A 16,029-nucleotide genomic window follows, 5' to 3' on the forward strand; every position below is an offset into this window, starting at 1 on the left:
AAATAGCCGCTCTTAGAGCGGCTATTTTTATTTGCAGTTATTTTATTTTGATTTAATCTTCACCTCTAGCAGGGTAATTTTTCTCTTCTACAAAGTCTACAGCTTTAATAACTGCGTCTATTCTTGGTCTTGTGAACGGCATGGTTTGTACTGATGAGAAGTATAAAGTTCCATCTGCTTTTATTAAAAACATTCCTGGTTCTGAAAATAGATCTGGCTCCTTATCGCTTATTCCTTTAGAAAAGTATAGTCCCCATTGTTCAGCTGCTTCTCTCTTTAATCCATAACCGATAGGTAGTTTCTCTACATTCCAGCTGGACCCTGCCTTTTTAGCTCTTTTCTCGCTGTCCATGCTTACAGCTATAACGTTTATTCCTCTTTCCTCTAACTCATCCAGATGTTTGGTAACGTTTTCTAATTGTTTTTTACATACCGGACAGTGTAATCCTCTATAAAAAATAACTAATGTATATTTTTCAGGATGTTGTTTGTCTAATGACCATGTAGTGTCGTTTATTAAATTAATTTCTAGGTTTGGTGTTTGTTGAGTAGGTTTCATTTTTTTTATTTCAATATACACATTAGTGGTGTTCGGTATTGCTAAGTTATTATTAAATCAAGTTAAGCTTATGTTATACCGCTTTCGCGAAAGCGGTATCCCTTCATCCTTTTTATTACTATAATTAACAGTGTTACTTTAATAAAGGCTGCGCAATGAGTAGTATCTTTGAGATATGAACGAAAATCTAGATCCTAACGGCGGCCATTTTTCTAATGAAGAACATGATGTAGATAGAGCACTACGTCCTTTATCCTTTGATGATTTTGCAGGGCAAGATCAAGTATTGGAGAATTTGAAAATATTTGTTGCTGCTGCAAATGGGCGTGAAGAAGCGTTAGATCACACTCTTTTTCATGGACCTCCGGGATTAGGTAAGACTACTCTTGCTCATATTCTAGCAAATGAGTTAGGTGTAGGTATTAAGGTTACCTCTGGTCCGGTGTTAGATAAACCTGGTGATCTCGCTGGCTTACTTACTAATCTTGATGAGCGTGATGTGCTGTTTATTGACGAGATTCATAGGTTAAGTCCTATTGTAGAAGAATATCTCTACAGTGCGATGGAGGATTATAAGATCGATATCATGATCGAGACAGGTCCTAATGCGCGTACAGTACAAATTAACCTTGCTCCATTTACTTTAATAGGTGCTACGACTAGGTCCGGTCTTCTTACTGCTCCTATGCGAGCAAGATTTGGTATTGCATCTAGATTACAATATTATACTACAGAGCTTTTATCTACTATCGTAATACGTAGTGCCGAAATTTTAAATATGCCTATCGACCACGATGCAGCTATTGAGATCGCAGGGCGCAGTCGCGGTACTCCTCGTATCGCAAATGCCTTGTTACGTAGGGTGCGTGATTTTGCGCAAATTAAAGGTGATGGTAAAATAGATATGAAGATCGCAAAGTATGCTCTAGAAGCACTTAATGTAGATGCTCATGGTCTGGATGAAATGGATAATAAGATTCTTACCACTATTATTGATAAATTTAAAGGTGGTCCAGTAGGTATTACTACATTGTCCACTGCGGTCTCGGAGAGTGCTGAAACTATAGAAGAGGTTTACGAGCCGTTTCTTATACAACAAGGCTTTATTATTAGAACACCTAGAGGTCGGGAAGTTACAGAAAATGCTTACAAGCATTTGGGACGTGTTAAAGCCAATAATTTAGGCGGTTTATTTGAATAATATATGAGAGAGATTGAACAAATACCGGCGCTTACTTTTCTATCTAAATCTATAGAGATTTACAAGGATCCATTACCATTTCATAGAGCTAACTTTTCTAAATACGGTTATACTTTTAAGTTAAGTCCTAAGCCAGGTCTTATGATTCATTTCACTTGTGATGAAAAAATTACGCAACACATACTTCAAAAAAATCAAAAAAACTTTCATAAGTCATCTTTACAAACAGATGATTTAGGAAAATATATAGGTCATGGTTTACTTACTGAAAATGGTGAAAAATGGAAGGCCAACAGAAAGCTAATACAACCTGCGTTTTATAAAAAATCTATAGCGATGCTTATGCAGACTATGGATCAAGTGATCATGGAAGAGTTAGACGGTATTGAGTTAGATAAGGTAACTGATGTGTTTTCCATATTTAACGATCTTGCATTTAAAGTGGTTGCTCGTAGCCTCTTTGATCTGGCAGATATCGAGGACTTAGATAAGAAGATTAATCGCCTACAAGAGATCACAGAACATGCGCAAAAAATGCTCATTAAAGAATTGCGTATACCGTGGATGAAATGGTATTTTGACCGAGAATGGTTATCTGGGCAAAACAGTATTCCTCATGCCTTGTCAGGAATTGAAGAGGCACGGGATTTATTACTAACTATAATTAAGAATAGACGCCTTAGTGATAAAGAACCTGGAGATTTACTTGACATGCTGCTCCATAGTACTTATGAAGACGGCACTTACATGCAGGACGATCAGCTAGTAGACGAGATTCTCGTATTATTTGTAGCCGGTCATGAAACTACGGCAAATGCGTTGAGCTTTGCAGCGCAATTGCTTGCTCATCATCCAGAGACTATTATAAAAGCGAGATTAGAATTGGGTAATCTTGATACGGAAAACCTCATGTCTGGACTTATGAAAATGCCGTATGTAAAGCAATGTGTAGAAGAGACATTACGTCTCTACCCACCGGCATATGTGACAGACCGTGTTGCTTTAGAGCCAGATGAGTGTGAAGATATAGCCATAGAAAAGGGCAGTATCTGGCTGGTTTCTTTTTATGAAATGCACCGTCGCAAGGATTTATGGAATTCACCAGATCAATTTGATCCAGACCGTTTTGCTCCCGAAAAAGCAAAAAAGTATAGGGATTTTTATTTTCCATTTGGTGCGGGACCTCGCATGTGCGTGGGAAACAATTTTGCAATGTTTGAAATGATGCTTGTTATTGCTAGAATGCTAGAGCGTTTTGATATAAAACCGGTTAATGATACCATTGAGTACCATCCTTTAATTACATTAAAACCTAAAAACGCTCTTCTTACATTTAGTAAAAGGTCAGGAAATTAAAAAGATGTTTTGTAAGATTCCGCTTTCGCGAAAGCGAGAAAATAACCCATCCTTTATACAATACAGTTAAAGTCTAATAGGGGTGACTCAATATTTACTACTTCTCAAATGCATAATGAAACATAAGCGCTATCTTTGATTTACGAAAAATTCTATCGGATTTATGAGTGAAGAAAGTAAGAGAAGAGAGGCGTTAGTATATCATGCAAAGCCTACACCGGGAAAAATAAAAGTAGTTCCTACTAAAAAATATAGCAGTCAGAGAGATCTAGCACTAGCTTATAGTCCTGGAGTGGCAGAGCCTTGTCTAGAGATAGCAAAGGATAAAGCAAACGTTTATAAATACACGACAAAGGGAAATCTAGTTGCTGTAATTTCTAACGGTACAGCTGTTTTAGGTCTAGGAGATATAGGTCCAGAGGCTTCTAAGCCAGTAATGGAAGGAAAAGGATTGCTTTTTAAAATATTTGCAGATCTTGATTGCTTTGATATAGAGGTAGATACTAAGAATGTAGAAGAGTTTATTCAAACGGTTAAAAATATCGCACCTACCTTTGGTGGGATTAATCTGGAAGATATAAAAGCTCCAGAAGCCTTTGAAATAGAAAGAAGATTAAAGGAAGAGCTGGATATTCCTGTAATGCACGATGACCAGCATGGTACAGCTATAATTTCTAGTGCGGCACTTTTAAATGCATTAGAACTAGCTGACAAGAAAATAGAAGAAGTAAAAATTGTTATTTCTGGTGCTGGTAGTGCAGCTATTTCATGTACTAGTTTATATGTAACGCTAGGGGCTAGAAAAGAAAACATCATGATGTTTGATGTAGATGGCCTTATTACAAAGGATAGGACAAATCTAGGAAAAGAGCAAATGCAGTTTGCTACTGATAAGCCTAAGGTAGATTTAAGAGAGGCTCTTAAAGATGCTGATGTTTTTCTAGGTCTTTCTGTAGGTAATATCGTAGATGGAGATATGTTAAGGTCTATGAGTGAATCGCCTATTGTGTTTGCAATGGCAAATCCTACTCCAGAGATAGATTATGATCTCGCTATGGCATCTCGAGAAGATATCATTATGGCTACCGGTAGGAGTGACCATCCTAACCAAGTAAATAATGTTTTAGGTTTTCCGTTCATTTTTAGAGGTGCGCTAGATGTTAGAGCTACTAAAATTAATGAAGAGATGAAAATGGCAGCTACTAAAGCCATAGCTCAACTAGCTAAAGAGCCTGTTCCAGAACAAGTGAATATCGCTTATGGTGAGTTGAAAATTGCCTTTGGTAGAGATTATATAATTCCTAAACCATTTGATCCTAGATTGATAGCTACTATACCGCCTGCAGTTGCTAGAGCAGCTATGGAAAGTGGAGTAGCAAAAGAACCTATTACAGACTGGGATAAGTATGAAGAACAATTGCTTAGCCGCATGGGGTCTGATAATAAGCTGGTACGTTTATTACTTAATCGTGCGAGAATTAATCCTAAAAGAGTCGTATTTGCCGAGGCAGATAATATAGATGTTCTTAAAGCTGCACAAATCGTACTTGAAGAAGGTATCGCTACTCCTATTCTTTTAGGACGTCGCGATATGATTGAGGAGCTTATGGAAGACATAGGTTTTGATCAGCCTTGTTTAATTATAGACCCAAAGTCTGACGAAGAAAAAGCACGTAGAGATCGATATGCTCAAGAGTTTTGGAAACTGAGACTAAGAAAAGGAACCACGGAATTTGATGCTGGTAAAACTGTAAGGCAGCGCAATTACTTTGCTGCAATGATGGTGAAATTGGGTGATGCAGATGCGTTGATAACTGGTGTTGCGCAGTCTTATCCTATATCGGTAAGACCTATGATGGAAATTATAGGAAAAGCACCTGGTGTAGATAAGATAGCAACGACTAACTTAATGATTACCGCCAGAGGTCCATTATTTGTGTCAGATACTTCTATAAATATTAGTCCAGATGCATTAGAACTTGCAAAAATTGCTCAAATGACTGGGCGTACAGCAAATATGTTTGGTATATCGCCTGTAATAGCGATGACTTCTTATGCTAACTTTGGATCTTCTTCACATCCACATGCGACTAAAGTTACAGAGGCTGTTAAATATTTACATCAATACTATCCAGATTTAGTGGTAGATGGAGAATTGCAAACAGATTTTGCACTCAATGCAGATTTGTTGCAAAGTAAGTTCCCATTTTCTAAACTAGCTGGTAAAAAAGTAAATACGCTTATTTTTCCTAACCTAGAAAGTGCAAACAGTACTTATAAGATGCTTAAAGAACTTAATAACATCGATTCTATAGGTCCTATAATGATGGGTATGGAAAAACCAGTTCATATACTTCAGTTAGGAGCAAGTGTAGATGAAATTGTAAATATGACTGCTGTTGCAGTTATTGATGCACAGCAAAAAGAAAAACACGCTAATAGGAAAGAGTAACCACCCAATTTAGTAGGTTATAATTTATTACATTTGAGTTCTTAAAAACTGTTAATTAATGATTGCGCAACTTCAAGGAAAACTGGTGGAAAAGAATATGACCGATGTGGTTATAGACTGTGGTGGAGTAGGTTATCTAGTAGAGATATCCCTTCATACTTATTCTTTAATTCCAGAAGGAGAACTAATTAAATTGTTTACTTATCAATTAATTAGAGAAGATGCGCACCGTTTGTTCGGTTTTATAGAAAAAACAGAGAGAGAGGTTTTTAAATTATTGCTCTCTGTTTCTGGTATTGGGGCAAATACGGCTAGAACAATGTTGTCTAGTTTAGACCCTAACCAAATTGCACAGGCTATTGCATCTGGAGATGTGAAAACTATTCAAAGCGTTAAGGGAATAGGTGCAAAAGGTGCTCAAAGAGTAATTTTAGATTTAAAAGATAAAATCCTACAAGTCCTCGATAATCCACAATTAACAGTCGTGGCAAGCAATACTGGAAGGGATGAAGCGTTATCTGCTTTAGAAACCTTGGGATATATGCGTAAACAAGCACAAAAAGTGGTTGATAAAATCCTATCGAGTCAGCCAGATGCTAGTACAGAACAGCTTATAAAACAAGCACTTAAACAATTATAGGATTTGAGATACAGTAATAATAACCTAAGGGCTTTTGTCTTTCTTTTGTCTTTATTTGTTTTCGCTTTCGCGAAAGCGCAACAACCAACAACTACTCCACAAGATTCTGTCAGAACAGGTGCAAGAATAGGTAGGTTAAGTTTACCTAATCCGCCCAGTATAGTTACTCTGTACACTTATGATGCAAATCTAGATCGCTATGTGTATTCCAGTAGTTTTAATGGGTATAACATAGATTTTCCATTTATACTTACTAGAGAGCAGTATCTAGACCGTGTTCTTAAAGAACAAATGTCAAATTATTTTAAGGAAAAAGCTGCAGCCATTGCTGGTAGAACAGAAGAAGATAAAGAAAAGCAAAAAGATTTATTACCTAATTTTTATGTAAATTCTGAGTTGTTTGCGTCCATTTTTGGAGGTACAGAAATCGATGTAGATCCACAAGGGTCTGTAGAAGTGGATTTAGGATTGCTTTTCAATAGGTCAGATAATCCTAGTTTTTCTCCAAGAAATAGGCAGAATTTAACCTTTGATTTTAATCAACGTATTAATTTAAGTCTGGTAGGTAAAGTCGGTACAAGATTACAGGTAAATGCAAATTATGATACTCAAAGTACGTTTAACTTTCAGAATCAAATTAAGTTAGATTATACACCTACAGAAGATGATATACTACAAAGTATAGAGGTAGGTAACGTGTCTATGCCGCTTAACTCTCAATTGATACGTGGGGCTCAAAGCCTTTTTGGTATTAAGACAGAGTTGCAATTCGGTAAAACTAGAATAACTGCTGTGTTTTCAGAACAGCAGTCAGAATCCACTACGGTACAGGCCGCTGGTGGTGCGACAATTAATGATTTTGACTTTTTCTCATTAGATTATGATGAGAATAGACATTACTTCTTATCTCATTATTTTAGAGATAATTATGACACTTCCTTGGAGAATTATCCTTTCATTAATAATAACATCCAGATTACACGTGCTGAAGTATGGATTACAAATAGAGGTAATAGTACTCAAGATGTACGTAATCTAGTCGCAATACAAGATATAGGAGAGGCAAATCCTGATAATATAGGTCTAGGCACACAGCCAGGAGGTTTTATTAATGTAGCTGCAAATAGCTTTCCTGATAATGAAAATAACGATTTTAATCCAGAAGGAATTAATGGTGGTGGGCAAACGATTTTAAATTCTCAAATTAGGGAAATAGCAACTGTTCAAGCAGGTTTTGGTAGTGCTACGGTTAATGAGGGTTTTGATTATGTGACCTTGGAAAATGCACGTAAACTTACCGCTCAAGAATATACTTTAAATACCCAACTAGGTTATATTTCATTAAGACAGCGTTTAAATAATGACGAAGTTCTTGCAGTTGCGTTTCAATATACTGTAGGTGGTCAGGTATATCAAGTCGGTGAATTTGCAAATGACGGTGTTGTAGCTACAGATGTTGTGGTAAATGCAAATCCTAATCAACCAGCTGTAAATAATCAAAGTCTAGTTGTTAAACTCCTTAAAAGTAACCTTACTAACGTTAGTCAGCCTATCTGGGATTTAATGATGAAAAACGTCTATAATTTAGGCGGTTTTCAATTAACTCAAGAAGATTTTAAATTAAATATTTTTTATCAATATCCGCCAGAGTTAAATTACATCACGGCTGCCGAGGGAACCTTAACTAATCCTGCTGTTCCATTACCAGGAGATGTTGATCAAACCACATTAATACGAGTGTTCAATCTCGATAGATTGAATCAACAAGGAGATCCACAGCCGGCAGGTGATGGTTTTTTTGATTACCTACCAGGTATAACCATCGATCCAGAAAATGGTCGGATTATTTTTACAACAGTAGAACCTTTTGGTAGTCATTTATTTGATAAGTTGAATACTGGTTCAGGTACTGAAGATTATAACGATCCGACTACCTATAATGCAAATCAAGAACAGTACGTATATCGCGATATGTATCGCACCACAAAAGCGCAAGCATTACAAAGTGCCGATAAAAACAAATACTTAATAAAAGGTGAATACAAAGCAACTGGTCAGGAAGGGATTCCTATAGGTGGTTTTAATGTGCCTAGAGGTAGTGTTACGGTAACTGCTGGTGGTAGGACACTTCAGGAAGGTATCGATTATACCGTAGATTATCAACTAGGTCGTGTGATTATTCTAGACCAAGCATTGCTTAACTCTAATACGCCTATTCAAGTTTCTACAGAAAACAATTCTGTTTTTAATCAACAGACCAAACGTTTTACAGGAATTAACGTAGAGCATAAATTTAGTGAAGATTTTATTTTAGGTGGTACTTTTTTAAATTTAAAAGAACGACCTATAACTCAAAAATCTACTTATGGTTTTGAGCCTATCAATAATACTATTATAGGAGCTAACTTTTTGTACAATACGGAAGTTCCTTTTTTAACTAGGCTGGCTAATAAACTGCCTAATATAGATACCGATGTTGCTTCTAATCTTTCTCTAAGAGGTGAATTTGCTTATTTATTTCCAGGGTCACCAGCAGGTGACGATTTTGGAGGTGAGGCATCTGCTTATGTAGATGATTTTGAAGGTTCTCAAACTTCTATAGATATTTTAACCCCATTTTCATGGTCGCTAGCTAGTACACCTATGGCTTTTGAAGGTAATGGTAGTACTGCAACCCCATTAGAGTATAACTTTAGTCGTGCAAAATTAGCATGGTATTCTATTGATCCTATCTTTTATGGAAATCAAAGACCTGATGGTATCACAGATGATGATGTGTCTGACTATAGAACTAGACGTGTTTTTGTTGATGAAATATTCCCAAATGTAGATTTGCAACAAGGTCAGCAACAAGTTATAAATACTCTTGATTTATCATATTATCCTAATGAAAGAGGACAGTACAATTATAATCCGCTAGCTGCAGGGACCAATGTGTTGCCTAATCCTGCAGATAATTGGGGTGGAATTATGCGTTCTTTTTCTAGTACAGATTTTGAACAGACTAATGTAGAGTATGTACAGTTCTGGATCATGGATCCGTTTCAATATGATGCGACTAATAATGGTGGTACTATTTCTATTAACTTAGGTAGTATTTCTGAAGATATTTTAAAGGATAATAGAAAGCAATTTGAAAATGGATTGCCTAACGATGGTGGTACATTGCTCACTACAAATACCGCTTATGGTAAGGTCCCTGTTAATCAGTCTTTAGTTTATGCTTTTGACACAGATGGGGCAGAGCGTGATAATCAAGATATAGGTTTAGACGGTTATGATGATAATGAGGAATTAACAGATTTTCCAACTTTTGGACCTTTTGATCCTGCTGGAGATAATTATGAATATTTCTTAGCGACCACAGGCGATATATTTACACGCTATAAGAATTATAACGGTACTGAAGGAAACTCACCTACTACCGTAACTCAAGATGATCGTGGTGCGACAACTTTGCCAGATGTAGAAGATATTAACCGTGATAACACGATGAATACTATCGATAGTTATTATGAATATGATATTGAGATTTTTCCTGGTATGGATGTAACCACTAGTGACTACATATTTGATACTAAAACAGTACAAACTGTTTTACCTAATGGTAATACACTTGACACGAGATGGGTTCAATTTAGAGTTCCTTTAAATGACCCTAATAGAGAAGAAGTAGGAGGGATTGCAGATTTTAGAGCTATACGTTTTATGAGAATGTATCTGTCAGACTTTGAAGTAGACACTTTTTTAAGATTTGGTTCTTTAGATTTAGTGCGTGGTGATTATAGAAGATATACAGAGTCACTAGATGATACAGATCCTATCGCATCAGATGATCCTACTGTATTTGAAGTAGAAGGAGTTAATATTGAGAATAATGAATCTCGTACACCTATTCCTTATAGATTGCCACCTGGTGTAGAAAGAGAAGAATTGCGTACACAAAATCAAAACATACGTCAGAATGAGCAATCACTAGCATTAAGTGTTTGTGATTTAGAACCTGGCGATGCGCGTGGAGTTTTTAAGAACATTAGAATTGATATGCGTCAGTATGAATCTCTTAAAATGTTTGTTCATGCAGAGTCTTTAGTAAATGAGATTTCTGTAGATGATGATGATTTAGAGGCATTTGTAAGAATAGGAGTTGATTTCACTCAAAACTATTACGAGATACGACTGCCGTTAAAACCTACCGCTTTTGGTACAGATGTTAGAGAAGAGATATGGCCGGTTGCAAATAATTTTGATATAGATCTATCGTTGCTTCAGTCCATAAAAGCACAAGTTTTAGGTGATAACACGCTTAATATTAGTGATCTAAACTTCTTTGATCAGGCAGATTTAGATCCGGCTAGTGCTGGAGAAGAGAATCAACATCAATACGGTATTAAAGGTAATCCTAACTTTGGTGATATACGTGCTATGATGATAGGTGTGCGCAACGCAACTACTAATAATATTTGTGGTGAGATATGGGTGAATGAAATGCGTCTCGCTGGTCTTAAAAATCAAGGTGGTTATGCCGCAGTGATGAATATGGATGCAAACATTGCAGACTTTGCAAGTGTGAGCGCAACTGGTAGAAGAAGTACAGTAGGTTTTGGAGCTATAGAGCAAGGTCCTCAAGAAAGAAGTCGTGAAGACGTTACTCAGTACGATGTAACAACTAATGTGAGCCTGGGTAAGTTACTGCCTCAAAAATGGGGTGTTTCTCTACCTTTTTCTTACAGCATAGGAGAAGAAACGATTACACCGCAATACGATCCTCAATTTGAAGATATAGAACTAGAAACCAGATTAGATAACGCAACTAGTGATGCAGAGCGTGATGCCATTCAAGAACAGTCAGAAGATTACACTCGTAGACAAAGTATTAACTTAATAGGTGTGCGCAAAGAAAGAACAGGAGATGCAAAACCGATGCCTTATGATATCGAGAATTTCACTTTTTCTGGGTCTTACAATCAGACAGATCAACGCAATTTTGAAGTAGAGAAATTCCAAGATCAATCGGTTAATGTAGGAGGTACTTATAATTATGCTTTTCCTAAATTAGAGTTAGAGCCGTTTAAGAATGCGGCATGGTTAAATAACTCTTACTTGAAGTTTATAAAAGATTTAAACTTTAATCCATTGCCTAATAATTTCTCAGCAGGATTAAATGTTTTACGACAGTACAATACACAGAAGTTTCGCGATTTACAATTAGATACTAACCCTGTAGATTTAAATGGTGATGGGCTACCAGATGCTCAAAATATAACCATTGCACCGCTTACTAATCGCAATTTCACAATGAATCATCAATATGCGATCAATTGGGATTTAACTAAATCATTGCAAGTAAATTTATCTGCAAACAGTGATCGATTGATACGTGATTATGTAAATGAAGATGATACTATTGATGAGAATTATACCGTATGGACCGATTTCTTTGACGAGGGTATTCCTAACTCACACTCTCAACAAATGCAACTTACTTATAAATTGCCATTTGATAAATTTCCTTTTCTCGCTTTCGCGAAAGCGAACTACACATACACATCTGACTTTAACTGGACTCGTAACCAGCAACAATTTGCACAGCTAGATGGCATTCCCGATTTAGGAAACTCTATTCAAAATGCAAATACACATCGCATTAATGGAACGCTAGATCTAGATAAATTATACAGATATGTAGGTCTTGAGAAAAAGAAATTTGGTGTGACGGCAAATGCTGCTAGATCTAGAACAAGATCTAGAACACCTAGACCTAACGAGGCTGCTCAAAATGATAAGAAGGACAAGACCCCAAAGAAGAATTTTGGTAATAAAGCATACAATACACTTATAGGTGTCGTTACATCGGTAAAACGTGCTCAAATAAATTATCAAGAAACTAATGGTATTTTCTTACCAGGTTATACACCAGATATTGGTTTTATTGGGACATTAAAACCTACTTCAGGTTTTGTATTCGGTAGTCAGGCAGAGGTGCGTGACCTTGCCGCAAGACGTGGATGGTTAACCTTATACCAAGATTTTAACCAACAATATAGTGAAGTAGAGACACGACAGTTAGACTTTAATTTTAAAGTAGATCTGTTAAAAGACCTGTCTATAGATATATTAGGTAATCGTGCTTATCAAGAAACCTATACAGAGAACTATCGTGTAGACGAAGATGATTTAACCTATCAATCGCTTACTTCAAATACTTTTGGTAATTACAACATTACTAATTTAATGATAGGAACTGCATTCCAAAAAAGCACTATTGAAGATTCAGAAACATTTGATACTTTTAGAAGTAATAGACTTGCTGTGGCAGACAGGCTGGCAACTAGTTTTTATGGAGGTAACACCTTTACACGAGATGCAGATGGGTATCCATTAGGTTTTTCTAGGAACAGTCAGCAAGTGTTATTACCAGCATTTCTTGCTGCATATGAAGGTAGAGATGTAGAAAAGCAAGATTCTAATGCTTTTAGAAATATTCCTTTACCTAACTGGACTGTAAAGTATACTGGGTTGATGAATTTAAAATGGTTTAAAAAGAACTTCCGTAGGTTCTCTATTAATCATGGATACCGCTCTAGTTATACTATTAATCAATTTCAAACTAATCTAGATTATGTGCCTGGTAACGGTGCGCTGTCTTATGAAGATCAAGTAGGAACTAATGCTCTGAATCAAAATGGTGATTTTAAATCAGAGCGACTTTTCTTTAATATCAACCTTGCAGAGCAGTTTAGTCCTTTGATAAAGATAGATATGGAAATGAAAAACTCGTTGTCCGTTGCGGCTGAATTAAGAAGAGATAGAGCAATATCTTTAAGTTTTGATAATAATTTACTTACTGAAATTAATGGTAATGAGCTTATTTTGGGATTAGGTTATCGTATTAAAGACCTTAGATTTAAATCTAATTTTGGAGGTAGAAGTAAGATTATCAAGAGTGATTTAAATTTAAGAATGGATGGATCGGTTAGAGATAATGTTACTATAGTGAGGTATCTAGATCTAGATAACAGTCAGGCGACCGCTGGACAGACTATTTATGGTCTTAAATTTACTGCAGACTATAACTTGAGCCAGGCGTTTACAGCTATCTTTTATTACGATCATACGTTCTCAAAGTTTGCTATTTCCACGGCGTTTCCACAAACTACCATACGTAGTGGATTTACTTTAAGGTACACATTTGGTAATTAATTCAAGTATCATGCATAATTCAACTTTAAGGTTTGAATTAATAGATAGAGTTATCTTAAATTTACGCTTTTAAAAAATCATATAAAATGAATATTCCATCAGAATTAAAGTATACTAAAGATCACGAGTGGATCAAAATAGAAGGAGACGTTGCTACCATAGGTATTACTGATTTTGCACAGAGCGAGTTAGGTGATATTGTTTATGTAGAAGTAGAGACTGTAGATGAGACTTTGGATCAAGAGGAAGTTTTCGGTACGGTAGAAGCGGTAAAGACTGTTTCAGATCTTTTTCTTCCGTTAACTGGAGAGATTACTGACTTTAATGAAAAGTTAGAAGATGAACCAGAACTTGTGAATTCTGACCCTTACGGAGACGGATGGATGATAAAAATGAAGTTTACTGACGCAACTCAAGTAGATGGATTATTAAGTGCTGACGCTTATAAAGAGTTAGTAGGATAATGAAAAAAGTTATTTATTGGCTAGCTGCTCCATTGTTTACTGTATTCATTACCGTAGCGTCTATGATAGCAAACCCAGCGCCGCCAGTAAATATCGATAACGTAGATAAGATATACCATGCTACCGCCTATTTTATAATGGCGATCTTGTGGTATATTTTCTTTTACAGTCGTTTTTTAGGAAAGCAAAGCCTTTTGAGTTTTGGTCTAAAAACTATTTTAAAAAACTGGTCTAGACCTATTGCGATAGGAGCAGGTGCTTTGTCCTTGATTATAGGGGTGTTAATAGAACTAGGACAGGAGTTTATTTCTGTAAATAGAACAATGGACATAATGGATGTACTAGCAAATTTTGCTGGCATCATTATTGCTATGTTATTCTTAATGATAATTGATAAATTATTTAACAAACATAAAGTTGCATAATTCTTTTGTTAGCACAAAGAATTAGTTATTTTTAACCTCTTATAAATACAACCATAATGGAAGTAAAAAAATCAGAAAAAGCAGATTTACGTAAGAACATTACGCTATACGCCTTATCAGGGCTGGCGTTTATGTTGTTATTATCTTGGCAAGGACTTGAATATGAGTCTAAAACCGTAGAAATAGAAGAGGTGTATGAGGAGCCTGAAGAAATCTTCATCGAGGAAGAAATTCCGATTACTCAAATGTTGGATACTCCACCGCCACCACCGCCACCACCGCCAGCTCCTGAAATTATCGAGGTAGTTGAGAATGAAGTGGAAATAGAAGAGGTTATCATTGAAGATACAGAAACAGATGAGCAAGAAGAGATCGTTGAGATCGAAGAAGTTGCTGAAGAAGTAGGTGTTGAAGAAGTAATTGCTGATGTTCCATTTGCGATTATCGAGAATGTGCCTATCTATCCTGGTTGTGAGAGTAAAAAGAACAATGCAGATCGTAAGAAATGTATGAGTGAAAAAATTACCAAATTTGTAAATAAACAGTTTAATACTGGACTTGCAAATGATTTAGGTCTAGAAGGAAGACAGAAAATTTCTGTTCAATTTAAAATCGACTCAAAAGGTAATGTTGTAGGTATTCAGTCTAAAGCAAAGCACCCTAAATTACAGAGTGAAGCAGCTAGAGTAATTAATAAATTACCTGCTATGACTCCAGGAATGCAAAGAGGTAAACCAGTAGGTGTGATTTATGCACTACCTATTATTTTCCAAGTGCAAGACTAATAATAGACACTATTTTATATATAAAATCCCAACCTGTATAGGTTGGGATTTTTTTTTGGTACACTTCTTGATTTCTCTTTGAAATAACATAAAACCATTGATTATGAACACTTCAAATGAGAAAAGAGATGCTGCAACATCTCAAAACACTCGCCGTGAAGACAAAAAAGCGGCAAACACAAAGGTCAATCCCATCGTTAATTTTCAAATTGGACTCATAGCTGCATTAGTAGCTGCGTTTCTTATTATAGAATTAACGACTGAGGTTCCTGAAACAAACACTCCTATTGCTACTACGGTGCCAATTGATCACACAGAAACAAATATAGGAGCTGTTAAAATAGTTCCAAATGAGGCTCCTAAACCAGTAGTAAAGAAAACACATAAGCCAAAAGTCGAGACACCTAAAGTAGATCCAAATAAACCACCTAAGGTTATCGAGAATGATCAACCAGATGTTCCAGAACAAGATGATGATACAAAGGAGCCTGTTGAAAATAACCTTGTAGATACTGATACTAGTGATGCAGATGTAGCCAGTAGTAACAATGACGCGCCAGCTAGTAAACCATCTGGACCTACAGTAATAGCTGCACTGCATGAGGTGCCGTTGTTTCCAGGATGTAGTTCTAGAATGGATAGTAAGGAGCGAGTAGAATGTCTCAATAAAAAAATGGGAAGGTTTATTCAAAGAAAGTTCGACACGAGTCTGGGTAATGACTTGAATGAAAATGGTATGGTTAAAATCGCTGTGCAATTTACCATAGGTGTAGACGGCTTGCCTAAAGATATTCTAGTAAAAGCACCTAATAAAAAACTAGAAGAAGAAGCTTATAAGGTAATTTCAAGATTACCTAAAATGACACCAGGTAAGATAGATAATGCTGCGGTTAATGTTACCTACGCACTGCCTATACGTTTCCAGATTAACGATTAGTAACTTT

At 36.1% G+C, this 16,029-nt stretch carries 10 protein-coding genes; 9 read left to right on the forward strand and 1 reads right to left on the reverse strand.

The features are described 5' to 3' along the window. Positions 1-52 precede the first annotated feature (52 nt). On the reverse strand, positions 53-559 hold the full coding sequence (locus ACJJVN_RS14100; RefSeq protein ID WP_405378888.1) for a peroxiredoxin-like family protein: 507 nt from the start codon (positions 557-559) through the stop codon (positions 53-55). 175 nt (positions 560-734) lie between these two features. On the opposite strand from ACJJVN_RS14100, the gene ruvB reads away from it, so the two are divergent. From ruvB to ACJJVN_RS14145, 9 genes are all read left to right on the forward strand, one after another. Then, positions 735-1,760: a Holliday junction branch migration DNA helicase RuvB gene (ruvB, locus tag ACJJVN_RS14105; protein WP_104514486.1), complete on the forward strand. Its 1,026-nt coding sequence runs from the start codon at positions 735-737 to the stop codon at positions 1,758-1,760. A 3-nt stretch (positions 1,761-1,763) separates the two neighbouring features. Beyond that, a complete protein-coding gene (locus ACJJVN_RS14110) occupies positions 1,764-3,116 on the forward strand; it encodes a cytochrome P450 (protein ID WP_405378891.1) in 1,353 nt (450 codons plus the stop codon). A 163-nt stretch (positions 3,117-3,279) separates the two neighbouring features. Next, a complete protein-coding gene (locus ACJJVN_RS14115; protein WP_405378894.1) occupies positions 3,280-5,568 on the forward strand; it encodes an NADP-dependent malic enzyme in 2,289 nt (762 codons plus the stop codon). A gap of 58 nt (positions 5,569-5,626) precedes the next feature. Further along, positions 5,627-6,208: a Holliday junction branch migration protein RuvA gene (gene ruvA, locus ACJJVN_RS14120; RefSeq protein WP_104514489.1), complete on the forward strand. Its 582-nt coding sequence runs from the start codon at positions 5,627-5,629 to the stop codon at positions 6,206-6,208. A gap of 45 nt (positions 6,209-6,253) precedes the next feature. Next, the gene (gene sprA, locus ACJJVN_RS14125) at positions 6,254-13,411 is read left to right on the forward strand and encodes a cell surface protein SprA (protein ID WP_405378897.1); all 7,158 of its coding nucleotides are present in this window, start codon (positions 6,254-6,256) and stop codon (positions 13,409-13,411) included. 86 nt (positions 13,412-13,497) lie between these two features. Beyond that, entirely contained in the window at positions 13,498-13,875 is a 378-nt protein-coding gene (gene gcvH, locus ACJJVN_RS14130) for a glycine cleavage system protein GcvH (protein ID WP_104514491.1), read from the forward strand. Next, positions 13,875-14,300 carry a VanZ family protein gene (locus ACJJVN_RS14135; RefSeq protein ID WP_405378900.1) on the forward strand — a complete coding sequence of 142 codons (426 nt, stop codon included), beginning with the start codon at positions 13,875-13,877 and terminating at the stop codon, positions 14,298-14,300. Before gcvH ends, ACJJVN_RS14135 begins: the two co-directional genes overlap by 1 nt. Before the next feature lie 56 nt (positions 14,301-14,356). Then, positions 14,357-15,085, forward strand: a complete 729-nt coding sequence (locus tag ACJJVN_RS14140; protein WP_405369893.1) for an energy transducer TonB — start codon at positions 14,357-14,359, stop codon at positions 15,083-15,085. Between the two features lie 103 nt (positions 15,086-15,188). Beyond that, a complete protein-coding gene (locus ACJJVN_RS14145) occupies positions 15,189-16,022 on the forward strand; it encodes an energy transducer TonB (RefSeq protein WP_405378902.1) in 834 nt (277 codons plus the stop codon). Positions 16,023-16,029 lie beyond the last annotated feature (7 nt).

The sequence above is a fragment of the Nonlabens sp. Asnod3-A02 genome (assembly GCF_045063755.1).
Classification (GTDB): domain Bacteria; phylum Bacteroidota; class Bacteroidia; order Flavobacteriales; family Flavobacteriaceae; genus Nonlabens; species Nonlabens xylanidelens.